We start from the raw sequence: 16,706 nt of genomic DNA on the forward strand, positions 1-16,706 counted from the left end.
CAGAAATTGATTCTATTTCATCATGGTCAGTTAATTATTTGTGCTGGACAACCAAATCTATACCCTATATAATCGTAAAAAGATAGAAAATTGCTTTATTGAAACTCCATAGGAGGTGCGTAGCAACTTCGTTCAACAGCTTCTTTCTGAAATTATCACATCAGAGAGAAGCCTAACCGTTAGCTCCCATTTGAGTTGGTGTGGTAGAAGGAGGTAATGTGTGAGGGACAATAAAAACGGCTTTGTTAATGAAAGGGTTAAGATAAGAACAAAGTCAAAAGGAGGTAAAGAAAATGGCTAATGCTGATATTAAATTAGAAGATGGGACAGTAATTGTTGAGGGTAATTGGTTATTGGTCAAGTGCTGGAAAATCAAACAGGATCATGTGCGCTTAGAAGCACACGATTTGCACTTGGATCATCCTAACCGGCGTAAGACCCAAGGGGGAGACCGACGGGCTTTAGTCCATGGCTTCAATGATGAATTGGTTATAAATTGGAATGGTGATTATCCCGGAAATGTAGTTGTTCATAAAGACCTAAAGATTGCTAAAGGTGGTAAACTAGTTATAGAGGACGATAAGGGGAATACTGTAGCCAAGATTGATAGATGGGGTAATTTTGAAGCCGGTGGAAATGGAGAGCAAGACGGCGATGTGTTATTGAATGATAAGAATGGTAATCGAATCATACATATTGGCGCTGGTGAAGGTAAGATAGAGATTAAAGACACAAGTGGCAACACTGTAGCCAAGATTGATAGATGGGGTAATTTTGAAGCCGGTGGAAATGGAGAAGTAGATGGCGATGTGTTATTGAATGATAAGAATGGTAATCGAATCATTCATATTGGTGCTGATGAAGGTAAGATAGAGATTAAAGATACAAGTGGCAACACTGTAGCCAAGATTGATAGACATGGTAATTTTGAAGCCGGTGGAAATGGAGAAGTAGATGGCGATGTGTTATTGAATGATAAGAATGGTAATCGAATCATTCATATTGGTGCTGATGAAGGTAAGATAGAGATTAAAGATACAAGTGGCAACACTGTAGCCAAGATTGATAAATTTGGTAATTTGTATCTTGGCGGTGGTGGTCGAGATGGCGACATCATTCTTAAGGATGGGAATGGGAATGTATTGATACGTATTGACACACAGTATAAACGGATAGATTTTAAAGACCCCAGTGGTTCTGTAAAAATGCGAATCTGTACGGATGACTTTACAGAGGCAACATGGCCTGCTTGGCCAGAAGAGAGTTCTCCGTCACAGTTGGATTTAATCAAGGAATTGCGCAGAATGAAAGAAGAAATTTTAGCTCTGCGTGAGAGAGTTGAAGAACTTGAATCGAGCTCACCATGAGTAAGGTAAGACGATGAAAATCCAATTTTAGAATGAAGGAGGTATTACCATGACACTAAGTCTAAAAGATATTGCACAAGATTGTCTGGCTCTCTCACCACCCTTTTCGGTAGTCCGAGATGTTTTTGGGTACAGCGCTCCAAGACGAACTATGTCCATTAAGCGACAATTAGAATTGATAAAAGGTCCATGCCTTAAAGGTATAAATCTTATCTTGGTAGGATCTCAAAATTTTACAGCAGCAGATTTTAACGAGATTGAATATGCTATACAATTTATGCGGGATATCTATTCACAAGTAAATCTTGGAATTCGAAAAATTAGCAAGTGGTACTCTGTACCAGGTTCAGCGAGTCTCTCTTCGAGTGATGCCTTCGACCTAGCAGATGAGTACAAAGTTGATAATGATTTTCTTGATCTCTTCATTGTTCGGACTATGACAGATGCAGATGGGGTATCTTCTATAGATGGCCCTTGTGACAAGGATACTAAAGACGGAGAGTGTGTAGTATCACTTAATGGCAATCCCAATAACTCTGGGAATACCTTTGCACACGAGATTGGTCACTTCCTCGGACTAGGGCACAGTGGAGACCCTAACAACTTTATTACCAGTGCATCTAATGCTAATACAGCAATTACAAACAATCAAGGAAACACAATGAAGAAACATTGTTTTGTAGATAAAGGTTGTTATTGATGAATGTTTTAAAAGGAGGTTTTGAAAATGGAGAATAGAGATGATTATTTAAGGCAACGTGGGATTTCTCCTCATGTAGAGAGGGTGCTTTCTGAGAAACACTTTTTTTCTCGTGAGTTGTTATCTGTTTTAAATGCTACTGACCTACAGGAACTCAAAGAAATTGCCATGGGGAAAATTCCTCAAATAAGCAGAGGAGATAGAGTGAAAGCCTTATCAGCTATAGCTCGCATAGGAGCTGCCGAGGAATGTAAAATTCTAAGCAAGATTATAGCGGACGAGAAAGAAGAGGTTGATTTACGAGCAGTTGCAGCAGCGAACCTCAGCCTTTTACCACCAGAAGATGCCGAGCGTGAGTTGATTACCCATCTGAATGTTGAGAACGAGTTAGTTCAAGCAAAAATTATTAGATCATTAGGGTGTATTGGTAGTAAAAAGGCGATTGAAGCACTGGATAGAATCTCTCAAGCACCTTCAGATTTTATTAAGAAAGAAATAGCTTTTGCAAAAACGCTGATTTCATATCGATTTGGTCTTGATCGTGATACGCTACCATTTGTACCCGGAGCCGATAGAAAATTAGAAGCAAGAAGCGATGCTATTAATTTTATTATTAAACAAATTGGAAAAGATGGATTGATGAATTATCTCCAATCCTTTGAAGGTAGTAATTATGGGATAGAAGTATCTGAAAATATTGGATTTAAAGTAGAGTGTGGTGGTAGAGTCACCTTCCTTTTTTTACTAAACAAGAAATATGATCACCATATCTTATCAAGCATTATAGAAAAGAAAGTGCTCTTTGGTTTATTAGCTCGATATATTGAGGAGAGAGATACATACACAACGCAATCTTTGGTATTGTCATCTCCTTACGATCGTCACACTCTTGATATCATAGTTTGCCGGACTGATGGTGAACCCTTATTTTCAGGTCGAGGGTATATTAAAGAAAGCACAATGACCTTCTCAATAACCGATATAGAACGCCCTGGAACTTTACCATGTCAAATCACCGGCCGATTGACTGATGAGAGTTTGGAGTTTCAAAAATGCTACTTCCTTAAAAGACGACAAAACAAGCGTAGCATAATGAGACTAAATAGGTAAAAGTGATGCTTTGACTTTAGAAGAGAGATCAGAAAGTAAAAAACTGAAAAACGGCGGCTAACACGGTGTTTGTGGGAAGCTACGCTTCCCCAAATCCGCCTAGCGGACTTCACAAACACCGAAAACTTATACGTAATCGGGAGCAAAAGGTTTAAAAAGATAGTGAGAGAATGGAAGATTTAGAAAAAATGACAACAGATAAAAAAAGATGGTATATCTTTGAGGATATAAGTTTTGAGGGGCGACCTCGCTCCAAGTGGATTATCGATTGCTTGTTAGGGGATATTCAAACTTTTTTTGACGGTATCGAAAATTTTATTAAAAATAAAGAAAAATCGGGAAAAAGGGATGGTGGTGGAAACTTATCAGTTCCTATCCTTATCAGCACTGCTCTTGAGTTTGTAGCTGCATTGTATACGGGGAAGACTAATTATATCTTATGTTTTAGTGAAGACATAAGTGAGGAATTAAGAGAAGAATGGAACCAGTTAAAAATAGAAAATCTCACAAATAGATTGAGAGAGATGATCAAGAGCAAAGGACTTAAGATTAATGAAAGAGCAACCATTGCATCTATCTCAAAAAATAGGATAGAAATTGACAAGTACCAAATCAAGAAAGAAGGTGGAAAACTGAACGTTTATGAAAACTATAATGCTACAGATAACGTCAGAAGATTTATTAAAGATTTCTTTCCAAAGGAATATAAAGACATTCCTTTCCTTCTCTGGGATGGGGTAAGAAATGGTCTTGTTCATTCTTTTTATCCGAAATCTTTTAGCTTCCAAAGAAGTAGTCAAAGATCAGAGAGATACATCCAATTTCAATTCTATGTGGAAGACAAGAACATCTCATCGCATTTTAAAAAAGACAAAGACACAATCTGGATATGTATCAATGTCTTCGAGCTGTACCGTGTTGTGAAGAAGGCGATTGAAGATTATCTTGACAAATTGAAGCATGACAAAACACTTCAAGATAGATTCATAAAGGCTTGGTCTTCAGTTGAAGATTACAGGGATAAAGCAGATTCTAACCAATTGGATGAGATAAAAAAATTAAAAAAATTGCTTGATTATTTGGACTTAAACTCTGCTGCACCAATCTTGAGGGAGTAGTAAAAGTGAGGAGGAAAAGAGTGTGCATATTCCTAATCGGCCTTTCGCTCACGACTCTCCGCTTCGCTCCGACCCTTACGGGTTGCATATAACATGGCATATCTGGTTCGGGCTATATCCTCGCCCAAATCGCCTTCGGCGACTTCAGATATGCCAAAAACGTCAGGCTGTGTGATAAGTATTTTTTGTCCACTTTGCAAGCAAAATTCCAACTGATTTCATCCCTGCCTGTCGGCAGACAGGTGGGAACGCCCTGAATATACTTCATATTTCCCTCTTATCATTTTTTTCTTGCCAAAATGATAACAATATTTTATTATTTTTAAAAGGGTTTTCACACAATCTGACGTTATATGAATTTGCCAGTTGAAAAAGAGGAATAAAAAGTGAAAAAGTCTTTAATCATTATTTGTGCTTTTGTTCTGGTAGTAACTATTGGAATATATGGTTTCAATTATTTCCGGTTACAATCGCAAATGAACGATGTGCTTAAAGGTGATCCCAGAAATGAGGGGGTTGAGGTATCAGTGCATTTTGGTAATTACGTCAATCCTTCGATCCTCGTATATGACCTAAGATCAATTTCTGGCACGAATAGCATGGCAGATGTTTTTAGAGTGTTCTTGCAGTTTGCAGAGAAAGTGCAATCAAAAAAATTTGATGTGGTTGAGTTAGCCTTCAGAGGCAAAACGAAATTCAAAATAAGAGGTGACTATTTTCAAACACTTGGGAAAGAATACTCATGGCAGAACCCTGTTTACACAGCCCGGACTTTCCCTGAAAATCTTATGAATCCCGATGGCTCAAGGGCATATCCAAAATGGACTGGTGGGTGGCTTGGAGTTGCAGGAAAGCAGATGGAGGACTTTAATGATTTTCATAAGAAATGGTATTTGGAAGATATGGTAAAATAATGGGCAACTTCAGGTACCGTCCCTTTATTTGTGTAAATTTAAAAATTTGCAATGAGCTTACCCTCCCAAATCTCACTTTGCTTACTTATAGTCTCTAAATAGGGCTGCCAATTTTAACCATCTCCCTTGCATGCTCTATTGCTGCCTTATCACCCCCTAGCATCCTTGCAATCTCATCTATCCTCTCATTACCCTCTAGCACCTTTACCCTTGTAACCGTCCTTTTATCCTTTATCTCCTTTTTGACAAAAAAGTGCCTGTCTGCAAAGGCTGCAATCTGTGGTAGGTGTGTTATGCATATTACCTGCTGTGATTCTGAAAGCTCCTTTAGCATCCTTCCAACTACCTCGCCTGTCCTTCCGCCTATGCCAACATCTACCTCATCAAATATAACTGTTGGGATGCTGTATCTTCCTGAGAGGATAGTCTTTATGACAAGTAGTACCCTGCAGAGCTCACCACCTGATGCAGTCATTGAAAGGGGTCTAAGTGGCTCACCTGGGTTTGCAGAGAATAAAAAGCTTGCCCTTTCCTTTCCCCTCTCAGTTAGCTCTGTCCCTATAAACTCAGTATCAAACCTTGCCCTCATATTAAGGGATAAAAGCCCCTTTTCTACCTCAGATTTAAGCCTTGCTGCTGCCTCCTTTCTCTTTTTTGACAGCTCATCTGCCCTTTGATTTAGCTCCCTTTTAAGGGCTGGTATCTCCTCACAGAGCCTTTTTACCTCCTCCTTATACTCACTGCCTGATGAAATTTCATCCTCTATCCTCTTTCTATAAGAGAGGATCTCCTCAATGCTACCACCAAACCTCTTCTTTAGGCTATCAATTAGGCTAAGCCTCTCTTCTATCTCATCCAGCCTCTCTTTATCATAGAAGACCCTTTCTGCATAATCCCTTAGTGAATATGCTATATCCTCAAGCAGATAGCGAGTTTCCTTCATCTTATCGGCTGATTCCTTAAGCCTACTGTCAATAGATGAGGCCTCAGAGAGTTCCCTCTCTATCCCTGATAGGATAGATATAATAGAGTTTTCCTTTTCATACAGTAACATATAGGAAGATACAGCAGCCCTCTTTAGCCTCTCTGCATTAACTAATCTTTCTTTTTCTTCTAAAAGCTCCTTATCCTCACCTACCTTTAGTTTTGCCCTGTCTATTGTATCTGCCTCAAATAAAAGAAGCGCCCTCTGCTTTTCTCTTTCCTTTATCAGCTCATTTAGATAATCTAGCCTTGCCTTTAGATAGTTTAGCCTTGTATATCCCTCTGCTACGCTATTTCTTATTGGAAGGAGGCCACCATAGTGGTCAATTATGTCAATCTGCCTCTCCTCATCTAAAAGAAGCTCATACTCACGCTGGCCGCATATGCTAAGAAGGGGGGATATCCTCTCACAGAGCTCCTTTAGGCCTACAGGTCCTTCATTTATCCTTGTCCTTGACCTTCCCGATGTATATATTGTCCTCTCAATCTTTATCTCTTTATTTTCCTCAAAAAACTCAGCATAGACATATCCCCTCTCAGCCCCATACCTTATCATATTCCTTGGTGCCCTTTCTCCTGAAAGAAGCTTCACTGCATTTATGATAATTGACTTACCTGCCCCTGTCTCACCCGTAATTATGTTTAAGTGAGGGCAAAACTTTATATCAAGCTCATCTATTATGGCTATATCTTTTATCTTTAGTGAGGCCAGCATGTACTAAAGTTAAATAAAACTGGGTGATTTTTCAATGGCCAGCTTGTCTTTTATAAATTGAAACCAGATGAGATACGTGCTAATATGGCCTTTAGTAGGGGTAAAATATGATTAAAATAATACAACAGTGGTCAGAGGAGGTATAGGCGAAAGTTCGTATATCTCCCAAATTTGGTGGTATATCCGAACTATTCAGATATGAAGGAGTTAGACGTACCTCCACCAGGACTTACGGATATTTAAATGCCAATTTATTCAATAAGTGAAGCTCCCAAAGGGCACTATTTTATGGGTATAAGCCTAATGAGTAATGTTTTGTTCTCAAAACGAACTGTAAGACAATATTATAACGCTCTGGGAGAAAAAGCTCTTTCTTTCCTTGTTATCATTGCTGATTCTCTTGAAATGTGGAATTACGCCTACTTCAAAGGATTATCTTTATCGGAAGCAAGACAAAAAAGTCTTTTAGTTGGAAAACAATATCAATCTGGCTATCTTAAGTTGTCAAAACTTTTACCAAATTTCTACGTTTCTTTAGCCTCAGAGATTGAAACACATGATGCATGGAAACGAATATATGAAATTCTTAGAAATTTCTATTCGGAAAATGAGCTTTTCCAAAAAGCAGTAAAGTTGCAGATAGTAGAAAATATTGGCTCTAAATTGAAGTGCAGAGATGTCAATGGTGTCCCTGATCTTATAACAAATTATATACTTGAAGAAATTGCCATTACTGTAGGAATTTATTCTGGTATTTTGATGGAACAACGGATTCAAATATCTCCGCAATTAGACAACTTATTAGTAGACTTATACAATGGTAAGTTTCCTGAACTATCTCATAACCTTAAGATAAAATCATCAGAACTTCAATATGTAGTTTACAATCCAAAAGCCAAGGAGGAGCAACTATGAGTTTGCCTGATAGTATTGCGCTTATTCTAACATGTGTAACACTATTTAGGTACTTTATCATCGGTGTTCAGCGAAGTTCGCAAATAGAGACCATGGATGACTTTTTCTTTTATGGTCGCCGATTGGGCAAACTTGGCTATGAAAGGACATTCGTTGCTACAGGGCTCTCATTGGCTACCGTCCTTTTTTTCTTTCTTGATTTCGGTGGAAAGTTTGGTGTCCCATTGGTACTTTCACCTCTTATGTTCTGCTTAGGTACTTATATTTTCATTCTCATTCTCCCAAGGCTTCAAAAGGCTGGCTTTCTAGAAAGAGGGACAACCCTTCATAATTTTGTAGGTAAATCATTTAATTGGAGTGCGCTAAGGTATTCAAGCGCTATTGTTTCGATACTTGGATATCTTGGAATCTTTGTTATCGAACTTTATGTTGGTGTTGAGATATTCAAAATCTTTTCCACATCCACTCAATGGACTGCGATTGTAGCCATATTCATCATGTCTCTTATTTTTATTTACACTTATCTTGGCGGCTATAAAGCAATAATTGATACGGACAGTCTTCAGTTGAAACTGATTGTTACTGGCACTTTACTTGCTCTAATTTCGCTCGTAATCTTCCAATTCAAGCTGCCGAAAACACACCCGCCTCAGTTATTTCCATTTCCCGGGTGGCTTCCTATCCCGTTCATTATAGTCATGATAATTGGGAATGTCCCATTTCAAATTTTGAGGATGAGCCACTGGCAAAGGGCTGCTGCAGTTGGGAATATGGAGATTATCAAATCAGGGTTAAAAAGGGGGATTTTCGTATCCTTCATCATCTGGATAGTATTCGGTGCGATGGGTCTCTTGTTATACTGGATAGCTAATTTGCAAAAACCTGGTGCTATTATTCTTTTGGAAATATTAAGAAATAATACCCTTCCATACAACATTATTGTATACCCTATGCTGTTTACTGCTTTTGTTGCTGCTCTTATATCCACAGCTGATACTGTTTTTATGACAGTGCTTAATTCTTACATTTATGATTTTAAACTACACAGGGACCTTCACGATGAAAATCAAGATGCCCGCCTTCAATTGGATCAACAAGTTCAAGAGAAAGGTCTTAAATCTTCAAGAAGGGCTATCCTCTTCATTTTATTTGCAGGGGTTATTTTGTACTATGTTTTAACACAAATATTTGGTTTTGAATTTATTGATCTTCTTTTTGTTTTCTTTAATCAACAACTCGTGTTGTTCCCAGCAGTAGTTTTGGCTATCAAAGCTCCTAACGGAAGTGCTCATCCTGCCCGTTATGGGGCGCTATGTGGAATTTGGATTGGCTGGTTAGCTGTATGGGGAGTTTCGATCTATGGGAAACAGATAGACAATCCGGACCTTGTGTTATATGCCTCAGCAGTAGGCTGGCTTGTTGCTATTATTGTAACAATAGTAATTTCATTTCGTGGAGTCTTGATCATAATGCGGAGGAAAGGAACATGAATGTCGTAGGGAATATAAATATAATAAACATATTATTTACTTTAGTGATGACGGCAAGTGTTCCCTATGCTGCTAAGATTGGCACACGCCTCTATGTGACTAAAAAATTTTCTATGTCAAATGTTGCCAGGATTCTTCAGCTTAATTCCCCGCGAGGTTCCACATTTTCCTTAGCAGATTTACAGACTACGTCAAACAACTCCAAAATTCTTTGTCTTTACTATTATTGGTTATGGTTTACCGAAAAAGTGACACAAATTTTTTTATTTGGAACTTTATGTCTTTTGTTTTTTGGCTTCTTGCCAATCATCCTCGGTGAAATATTCTATACAAAGACCGAGACGATAGTACTAATCGGGATAGAAATTGGAATTACAATATTTACATGGTTGCTTCGTTATATTTGTGAGGATCTTGCTTTAAGTATAGGTGTTGATTTGAAAGAAATTTGGTAATTATAATAAACATGGAAGGCCTCATCAATCACTAGGCTATAAGACTCCAGCACCAGTGTACATGGGGGAATATTTATCCGGAGATAAGATTACCCGGTGAAAGGACTTGTTGCCTCACTTAAATATCTATATGAAATGTTATTCATTGCCTCGTTTAAATTCTATACCAAGATGTTTTGCACTTGCCTCCATCATTAAATGAAGGTGAATCCCTATAGCAAAGGGTATAAGGTATGATTAAGTCTTAAAATACGGTACATGGATCCTCTCCCAATCCCCCTTTAGGTTTGCAAGTGCATCACCAGGTGGTATTAGCCTCCTTGCACCTTTGCAGTCCATTACCTTCTCATCCCCTGCACTTGCAAGGCGAAGGACAATCCTAAGAGGTAGAATGGATTGAAAATGGACTTTGTTATGTCTAACATAAAAATAGAAAAGACGGAGGCATCAACATGGACAATATTATGTTAGACCTGGAAACGCTGGGCACAGTTATTACCCAGATCGGTGCAGTGTACTTTGACTGGACAGGAAAAACCGGAGAAACTTTTCTTGTTAACGTTAACATAAAATCCTGCCTGGATAGGGACTTAGAAATCAAATACAAGGAACTCAAATTCTGGTTGGAAAATAGAAGCAGGATTACCTGGAACAAGAACACCATTCCTTTAACAAAGGCCCTGGAAGAGTTAACGACTTTCTGCAAAATCAACAAAAAAGCCCATGTCTGGTCACATTATTACGATATAGAAATACTGGAAAATGCCTGTCAGAAACTTGGACAAAAACTCCCATTTCACTATACAAGATGGAAGGATATCAGGACTTTGGTGTTTTTGGCAGGACTTCAAAAAGAAAGGAAAGAAAATAATAAAGACCCAAAAACACATAACGCACTGGATGATTGTTTATATCAGATAAGTTATTGTTGTAAGGCATATAAATTGCTGAAAAAATAAAGCATATTTAAATGGGGAGGGAGAGGAGGAGAGAGAGGTAATTCATAACAGGCCTGCCTGTCGGCACACAGGCTATGCAGCATGTAACTTCTGTGCGAGTCTTTGTTTTCTGTGTCGGTCAATAATCATGGTTTTTCCCAAAATGGGAAGGCCGTTGTTAAGAACATTACTGTTGCGGAATTTCCTGATTAAAACTGCAATATCTCCCGTCTCTAAGTCGGTCTCCGCCGCCAGCTGAAGAACTATGCTGGAATTCCAGACACGGTCCAATAAGAGCCATGCCCTTTTCTCAAGAATTGGAGCAGGAACACGCTCCATCCAGACATGGCGTTTTCTGTTACCATTGTCGGGAAAAAATCTTGAATTCTGGATGAGAAACCTGGAATCACCATGTGGAATAAACTGAATGACAGGATCTCCTTCACGCACCCATTTCATGGGAACGTGAAATAACCTGACTTCTGTCTCACGAACCTGTTTTAACGCCGTGGGTGTCCCGAAAAACGAGGACCTGTTTAAAAAAACTTCCTGTGTTGCTGGTGGCCGAATCTGTTTAAGAAAACGCTGCCGGGCATCCCTTTCCAGTTCCTTCAGTGTAGGCCAAACGTCCTGCCATAACCACTCATAAGCATCTCTAATCTGGCTACCGGTTTCTAAATACAATTTTTGACTCAGTTTTTTATACTGCTCCCAGAGTTGTTTCTTTTCCTCATAGACCTTAGAAGCCGATTTTGTAAACACAATCTCTTCTACTTTCAACCGTTGCCACAAATCCTGACCCTTCTTCTGGATTAACCGCCTGCATAAACACAAATCCGTCCGAACATCACTCTCAAGCTGCTGTATCTTCTCTCTGTATTTAGCTTTGGCTCTTGACAACTTCTTTCTCCAGAACTTTTTTAATTCCCTTTCCTGCAACTTTAGCTCTCTTTTCCACTGCCGATATTCCTTCCACCACTGCCTGACCACAGATAACCACCGCCGGTAATTCCGCTCATTCCGCCGTCGCTCGGCAACATAAATCTCATTTATGTCCTTCCGTATCTCCTTCAGCTTCCTGTTTCGTTCCAGCTTCAACTGAGCAATTTCTGCCTCCACCTGTCTCTTTAAGCATTTGAATGCCCGTCTGTACTCCAGGCCACCCCGTCTGCGCCAGCACCTCAAGGCTGATTTTTGCATCTGCCGGTATAAACTTTCCTTCGGATTCCAGATGTGCCAGACCTTGTTTGATGTCCTGTACTCTTTCACCTTGAAAGTTTTGACCGGGAAATCAAGAACATTTATCACCTTGACTGTTTCATGCCCACGAGCTACAGGTTTTTCACTGAAGCGAACTTTAGAATCAATCTCCACTCCTGGCCATCTATTAAAATCGATGGAACAAAAACCAATAAACCGCTTCAGGAAATCTTCATCAATGATCTTCTGCCAGAGAATTTTCCCACGAAGGTAACTGCCAGGGTAAGTGTCATCTTCCCACAGCAAGTGCACACATCTTTTTAATAACTTTTCTTTCTCAGCCTCTTCTTTCTCTTGTTCTCTCATCGTAAGAGCAACATCAACACTCAACAATTCCGCTCTTTCACTTTCCGCCTGATAAAGCAAGCTCTGCCGCAATTCTTCAGCCACTCTCTGCCTATCTTCCTCGGTAACTTCCCCGGCATCCTGAAGTTCAGCATTCACATAAGAAGAAATATCCGCCCGACCATCCATAAGACTCACAATTCTCTCCTCAATTTCTTTTACCTGGCGGGCCAGCTCATGCTGCGTGGCCCAATATTTCTCCTCCCAGGCTTCATCCAATTCCATGCTTTCCTGTATATGGAAAGCCTCTCCTAATGTTACTAATGCTCCCATCACTTTCCTCCTTTCTTTTTATTTTTCACTCTCTCCTCTTTCCCCCATCCCGACACTCCCACAATGTGAAGTGCCCGGATGGGGAAAAGAAGAGAGGTATCAAGAAAGGAGGAGAAGGCTACACTTCCTCTTTCTCGTCTCTCCCTATTCTTTTTTCAAAAGAACAACTTTCTTTAAACCAATATCCTTATTGCAAGGAAAATACAATTCACAATCAGGGCCAATAAGAACCCTAAAGAGCACCAAAAAACTCAAAAAATCCACTGAATCCCCTTCCCCACGAAAATAAAATAAGGAGAAAGGCAATGGAAAAAGAGCTCACCTTCGAACTTTATGAAATCAAGGATGCACTTAATCTTGATGATTCCTCTTATATCAAACTGCGTACTGAACTGCGTAAAAAGGGCGTACTTGCGCCTCCACAGGTAGGCAGAAGGGCCGTTTTTGGAAAGGAAGCAATACCGGCAATAAAAGATTATCTTGACAGCAAGGACAAAAGACTTGGGGAAAAATTTATCGTGTGGTTCCTCACAAAAAGGAAAAAATGGGTTAAGAGCCAGGAAGAAATCAAAAACCTTAAAGTAGATAGCAGCCAGGTTGTATTCAGGCAGGTTATGGAACAGTTAGGGGTAGATAAGGAGACACGTGAATATCGCAGCCTTCTTGAGAAATTAAAGGGTGAGGGAATTGCAAAGGTCTATGGGATCATAGGGAAGCAGATCACATATATAAACCCGACAGAGAGGTTTTTTGAAATAGTATCTCAGTACCTCAATGTATCCCCCAAAAAGGTGGCAGAGGCTGTTGAACGAATTGAGAACAGCAATGAGGTAGAACTGCTTGACTATATGACAAGGATAGGGGCAATGCCCTATTACAAACATGTCTACAACTATCTGCGTGGAAGGAATGCCGTTATCAAGGGGAAATACGTGAAGATCAAAAAGGAAGCAATAGCCTATATTAAGGAATATCTTACAAAGAAAAAGTCCCCTGCAACTGAACGGATAACAGAAGCCATCCCGCAGACTTCTGCTACCTCTCAAGAAGGAACCAGACCCAAGGCCTCTCACTCAGAGCTGACTCAGATGGAAAGGCTTGTTGACATTGCCTTTAGAAAAGAAAAGATTATCATAAGAAAGATTCTCCTTTCTGAGGCAAGGCAGCACAATCCTATCTCCCTGCTATCCTTTCCAGGAATGACCTGGTTTTTTGAAAGGGACCTTATTGCACTTGCAGGAGAGAATATCAGCCAGATTGTAGGGCTTGAGAGGGACAAAAGAGTCTATGAGTTTATGGTTTTGAACAAGCCACCAGAAAAGTCTTACATCCACACCTTCAACACAACTGACCATGAATTTGCCAAAAACCCACCCAATTACATTAAGCCGTTCAACTTTGTGTGGCTTGATTATATGGGTGCTTTTTCCTGGAAAAAGCTTGAGACATTTGAGGACCTGTTAAAGAACAGACTTTTCTGCCTTCCCGCCACACTTGCCCTTACATTCCAGGCAGGTCTGGAATATTCAGATGTACTGGACTATTACAAAAAAGTCACCAGGATGAAACCTGCTGCTAAAGGAAGAAAACCTGACTGGAAGATGATACGCCTCACTGCCCTCCCCATGATTTATGCTCAAACCGCAAGTAAATACGGAGTTTCGTGTTATAAAGTAATCGAAAGAGAATATGTTGAGCCGGTGAAAATGTGTCATCATGCCCCCATGGTACTGCTTGTGTTAAGGCTGGAAAACAAATATTAAGAACGCCCTGCCAGTTCCAGCTTTATTCCCTTTATAGAATACAAAAATAGAAACAAGGAGAACACCATGCCGGCCAAATTTAATCCAGGGAAAATAGTAGCAACACAAAAGGTAGTAGAAAAAATCAAAACAGACCCCAACTTTGCCTCCTTCGTAAACCACAGTCTCCAGCGACATCTGGCAGGAGACTGGGGAGACCTCTGTCAGGAAGATAAGAAAGAAAATGAGTTTTCCCTTAAAAATAACCTCCGCCTTCTTTCAGCCTACAAAAAAGCAAATACGAAAATCTGGATTATCACAGAGGCCGATAGAAGCGCAACCACCATATTATTTCCCGAGGAGTACTAAAAAATAAGCAAAAACAAAACTTTCCTTTCCAATAAAAAGATAAGGAGGATACACAAATGAAAGCAAGGGTAAAAACACAGGACTTTGCCAGCGTCCTTCACAAGGCATGTTCTGTTATATCAAAAAAACAGGTCATGCCCATACTTTCCCACATATTAATCAAAACAAAAGATAATGCACTCCGGGTAACTGCAACAGACCTTGAACACACATACATCGGTTCATGTCCCGCACAGATAGAAATCGAAGGAGAAGTGGTCGTCCCCGCAATACAACTGTTTTACATAGTTAGAAACCTGGATGTGGAAGAAATCCCCCTATGTAAAAACGAAAACAACCAGCTTGACATAAAAACACCAAAAAGCCATTTTTCACTCCTAACCATGGATCCCCAGGAATTTCCCACACTGGAAGTTCCGGAGAACCTGCCGGCACTCACTCTACCCCTAGATAAACTTAAGGAGACAATAAACAACATCATACCCTGCACAGCTCCAGACCCCTACGATTATGTTGCACAGAGTATTGCATGTGAAAAACGTGATGAAGAACTACGGTTTGTAGCCACAGACCGGCGCAAACTCGCATATTCCTCAATACAGACCTCAGTTCCAGATGACTTTCCAAAAATGTCCCTGATTTCAGGAAATGTAATAAACAAAATACTGTCCCTCGTACAAACCGAAACCGTCTCCATGGGATTCAACCAGAATATAGGTGTAGTACAGACAGACTCAGAAATATTTTTCTTCAGGCTTACCGAAGGATCATTTCCGGCATACGAAAAAGTAATTCCCACCAAGACAGGATTTCAGATACAAATTGATACACAAAAACTCAAAGATGCTATAAACAGAGTGAAAATAGTAAAACCAGAAGTCATAAAGTTTACCTTTGAAAGAGAAAAACTAACACTTTTCTGCAAAGGACCTGAAATCGGAGAAGCACGTGAGGAAGTTCCCATTAACAACGGACCGCAAACTCCCCAGAGCCTTAACCTGATAGCAGAAACTCTTCCCAGGCTTATCAGTCCGTTGCACTGCAGCACCATTACCCTATCCTTCACATCTCCAGAAGATCCCTGCACCATAACCACTCCAGATAACCCAAATTACATCTCGGTCTTCATGCCAGCAATCTCTGTCGAGGTAGAAGAACAGGTATGACAAATTATAAGTAAGATGTCACGAAATAAATCTTGAAAACGAAGAACGAAAAAGGGTATAGCTACAAAATAACACCATGAAGAAAGCTATTGAGACTATCTATACAGAAAGCTTGCGGCTGACTCTCCAGAATCAACTTTCCACAATGACAGAATTTCTGCCTGTATGGGAGCACCAGGTTAGAGTTACCGCACTGGCTGGCACCCTGGCCAGGGAACTGCGACTGGACGTAAAAAAAGTTAAACTCGCTGCTGCCCTGCACGACCTGGGAAAATTCACCTGGCCAAGAGAACTTTTCTACAAGCCAAATAAATTCCTTACCGAGAAAGACTGGAATATCATCTTTGCACATCCCAGAAAAAGTGTGGAGATAATAGAAGAATTCAACGGCCACTCAAGTTATTTATCCACAGGTAATCCATCTGTCTGTGATATCATACTGTTCCACCACGAAAAGCCAGACGGCAATGGTTACTACCGGATTACCGACCTTCCCCCTGAAACAGTAATCCTCTCTGTTGCAGACATCTTTGAGGCCTGCTCATCAAACAGAAGTTACAGGGTAGCACTTCCTGCCCGTGTAGCAATAGAGCTGGCTGTGAAGGATTTTAAAGACTACCTGGGAAATAATGTAAAATTGATAAAAGATATCCTGCATACATCAATCCAGTCCTCTTCATGGAAGAAAAAACCTTCCAAGAAAAAATAGAAGGATACTTTACCCACGGAACCAACAACTCCATTCTGAAAAACCCGCACTGCCAGTTCTATATCAAAAAGGACCTACTGCATCGGTCAAAATAAAAAATTGCTCCCCCAAAATAAAATCAAAAAGGAGGTATGTT

At 40.0% G+C, this 16,706-nt stretch carries 15 protein-coding genes; 13 read left to right on the plus strand and 2 right to left on the minus strand.

All coding sequences use genetic code 11. The features are described from left to right. Nucleotides 1-386: 386 nt before the first annotated feature. The 5 genes from HS1_RS04670 to HS1_RS04695 all read left to right on the plus strand — a co-directional run bounded on the left by HS1_RS04670 (nt 387) and on the right by HS1_RS04695 (nt 5,209). Nucleotides 387-1,367 (plus strand): hypothetical protein, encoded by a 981-nt coding sequence (locus tag HS1_RS04670; RefSeq protein WP_156469387.1) that lies wholly within the window; start codon nt 387-389, stop codon nt 1,365-1,367. A 151-nt stretch (nt 1,368-1,518) separates the two neighbouring features. Further along, entirely contained in the window at nt 1,519-2,067 is a 549-nt protein-coding gene (locus HS1_RS04675; RefSeq protein ID WP_216638273.1) for a zinc-dependent metalloprotease family protein, read from the plus strand. A 27-nt stretch (nt 2,068-2,094) separates the two neighbouring features. Continuing rightward, the gene (locus HS1_RS04680; protein WP_066061627.1) at nt 2,095-3,177 is read left to right on the plus strand and encodes a HEAT repeat domain-containing protein; all 1,083 of its coding nucleotides are present in this window, start codon (nt 2,095-2,097) and stop codon (nt 3,175-3,177) included. A 170-nt stretch (nt 3,178-3,347) separates the two neighbouring features. Next, the gene (locus HS1_RS04685) at nt 3,348-4,295 is read left to right on the plus strand and encodes a hypothetical protein (RefSeq protein ID WP_066061629.1); all 948 of its coding nucleotides are present in this window, start codon (nt 3,348-3,350) and stop codon (nt 4,293-4,295) included. A 386-nt stretch (nt 4,296-4,681) separates the two neighbouring features. Continuing rightward, nucleotides 4,682-5,209, plus strand: coding sequence for a hypothetical protein (locus HS1_RS04695; RefSeq protein ID WP_066061633.1), 528 nt, complete (start codon nt 4,682-4,684; stop codon nt 5,207-5,209). Between the two features lie 94 nt (nt 5,210-5,303). Here HS1_RS04695 and recN read toward each other — a convergent pair whose 3' ends face one another. Beyond that, nucleotides 5,304-6,908: a DNA repair protein RecN gene (gene recN / locus HS1_RS04700; RefSeq protein WP_066061634.1), complete on the minus strand. Its 1,605-nt coding sequence runs from the start codon at nt 6,906-6,908 to the stop codon at nt 5,304-5,306. 243 nt (nt 6,909-7,151) lie between these two features. Here recN and HS1_RS04705 point away from each other — a divergent pair, with 243 nt between their 5' ends. The 4 genes from HS1_RS04705 (at nt 7,152) to HS1_RS04720 (ending at nt 10,727) form a co-directional block, all read left to right on the plus strand. Further along, entirely contained in the window at nt 7,152-7,823 is a 672-nt protein-coding gene (locus HS1_RS04705; protein WP_066061636.1) for a hypothetical protein, read from the plus strand. Next, complete coding sequence (locus HS1_RS04710; protein ID WP_066061639.1) at nt 7,820-9,313, plus strand: SLC5/6 family protein; 1,494 nt, start codon at nt 7,820-7,822, stop codon at nt 9,311-9,313. Before HS1_RS04705 ends, HS1_RS04710 begins: the two co-directional genes overlap by 4 nt. Then, nucleotides 9,310-9,768 carry a hypothetical protein gene (locus HS1_RS04715; RefSeq protein WP_066061643.1) on the plus strand — a complete coding sequence of 153 codons (459 nt, stop codon included), beginning with the start codon at nt 9,310-9,312 and terminating at the stop codon, nt 9,766-9,768. Before HS1_RS04710 ends, HS1_RS04715 begins: the two co-directional genes overlap by 4 nt. Nucleotides 9,769-10,220: 452 nt before the next feature. Beyond that, nucleotides 10,221-10,727, plus strand: coding sequence for a 3'-5' exonuclease (locus HS1_RS04720; RefSeq protein WP_066061647.1), 507 nt, complete (start codon nt 10,221-10,223; stop codon nt 10,725-10,727). 72 nt (nt 10,728-10,799) lie between these two features. Here HS1_RS04720 and HS1_RS04725 read toward each other — a convergent pair whose 3' ends face one another. Next, complete coding sequence (locus HS1_RS04725) at nt 10,800-12,584, minus strand: hypothetical protein (protein WP_066061649.1); 1,785 nt, start codon at nt 12,582-12,584, stop codon at nt 10,800-10,802. A 305-nt stretch (nt 12,585-12,889) separates the two neighbouring features. Here HS1_RS04725 and HS1_RS04730 point away from each other — a divergent pair, with 305 nt between their 5' ends. From HS1_RS04730 to HS1_RS04745, 4 genes are all read left to right on the plus strand, one after another. Then, nucleotides 12,890-14,347, plus strand: coding sequence for a hypothetical protein (locus HS1_RS04730; RefSeq protein WP_066061651.1), 1,458 nt, complete (start codon nt 12,890-12,892; stop codon nt 14,345-14,347). Between the two features lie 66 nt (nt 14,348-14,413). Beyond that, complete coding sequence (locus tag HS1_RS04735) at nt 14,414-14,695, plus strand: hypothetical protein (protein WP_066061654.1); 282 nt, start codon at nt 14,414-14,416, stop codon at nt 14,693-14,695. 56 nt (nt 14,696-14,751) lie between these two features. Then, a complete protein-coding gene (gene dnaN / locus HS1_RS04740) occupies nt 14,752-15,861 on the plus strand; it encodes a DNA polymerase III subunit beta (RefSeq protein ID WP_066061657.1) in 1,110 nt (369 codons plus the stop codon). 76 nt (nt 15,862-15,937) lie between these two features. Then, nucleotides 15,938-16,570: an HD-GYP domain-containing protein gene (locus HS1_RS04745; RefSeq protein ID WP_066061660.1), complete on the plus strand. Its 633-nt coding sequence runs from the start codon at nt 15,938-15,940 to the stop codon at nt 16,568-16,570. Nucleotides 16,571-16,706 lie beyond the last annotated feature (136 nt).

Source organism: Candidatus Desulfofervidus auxilii (assembly GCF_001577525.1).
Classification (GTDB): Bacteria; Desulfobacterota; Desulfofervidia; order Desulfofervidales; family Desulfofervidaceae; genus Desulfofervidus; species Desulfofervidus auxilii.

Excerpts from the sequence above, each read along its gene's own strand:
- dnaN (WP_066061657.1), top strand. The coding sequence starts at position 14,752 with ATGAAAGCAAGGGTAAAAACACAGGACTTTGCCAGCGTCCTTCACAAG.
- recN (WP_066061634.1), bottom strand. The coding sequence starts at position 6,908 with ATGCTGGCCTCACTAAAGATAAAAGATATAGCCATAATAGATGAGCTT.
- HS1_RS04715 (WP_066061643.1), top strand. The coding sequence starts at position 9,310 with ATGAATGTCGTAGGGAATATAAATATAATAAACATATTATTTACTTTA.
- HS1_RS04720 (WP_066061647.1), top strand. The coding sequence starts at position 10,221 with ATGGACAATATTATGTTAGACCTGGAAACGCTGGGCACAGTTATTACC.
- HS1_RS04710 (WP_066061639.1), top strand. The coding sequence starts at position 7,820 with ATGAGTTTGCCTGATAGTATTGCGCTTATTCTAACATGTGTAACACTA.
- HS1_RS04735 (WP_066061654.1), top strand. The coding sequence starts at position 14,414 with ATGCCGGCCAAATTTAATCCAGGGAAAATAGTAGCAACACAAAAGGTA.
- HS1_RS04725 (WP_066061649.1), bottom strand. The coding sequence starts at position 12,584 with ATGGGAGCATTAGTAACATTAGGAGAGGCTTTCCATATACAGGAAAGC.
- HS1_RS04705 (WP_066061636.1), top strand. The coding sequence starts at position 7,152 with ATGCCAATTTATTCAATAAGTGAAGCTCCCAAAGGGCACTATTTTATG.
- HS1_RS04730 (WP_066061651.1), top strand. The coding sequence starts at position 12,890 with ATGGAAAAAGAGCTCACCTTCGAACTTTATGAAATCAAGGATGCACTT.
- HS1_RS04680 (WP_066061627.1), top strand. The coding sequence starts at position 2,095 with ATGGAGAATAGAGATGATTATTTAAGGCAACGTGGGATTTCTCCTCAT.
- HS1_RS04675 (WP_216638273.1), top strand. The coding sequence starts at position 1,519 with ATGTCCATTAAGCGACAATTAGAATTGATAAAAGGTCCATGCCTTAAA.
- HS1_RS04685 (WP_066061629.1), top strand. The coding sequence starts at position 3,348 with ATGGAAGATTTAGAAAAAATGACAACAGATAAAAAAAGATGGTATATC.
- HS1_RS04745 (WP_066061660.1), top strand. The coding sequence starts at position 15,938 with ATGAAGAAAGCTATTGAGACTATCTATACAGAAAGCTTGCGGCTGACT.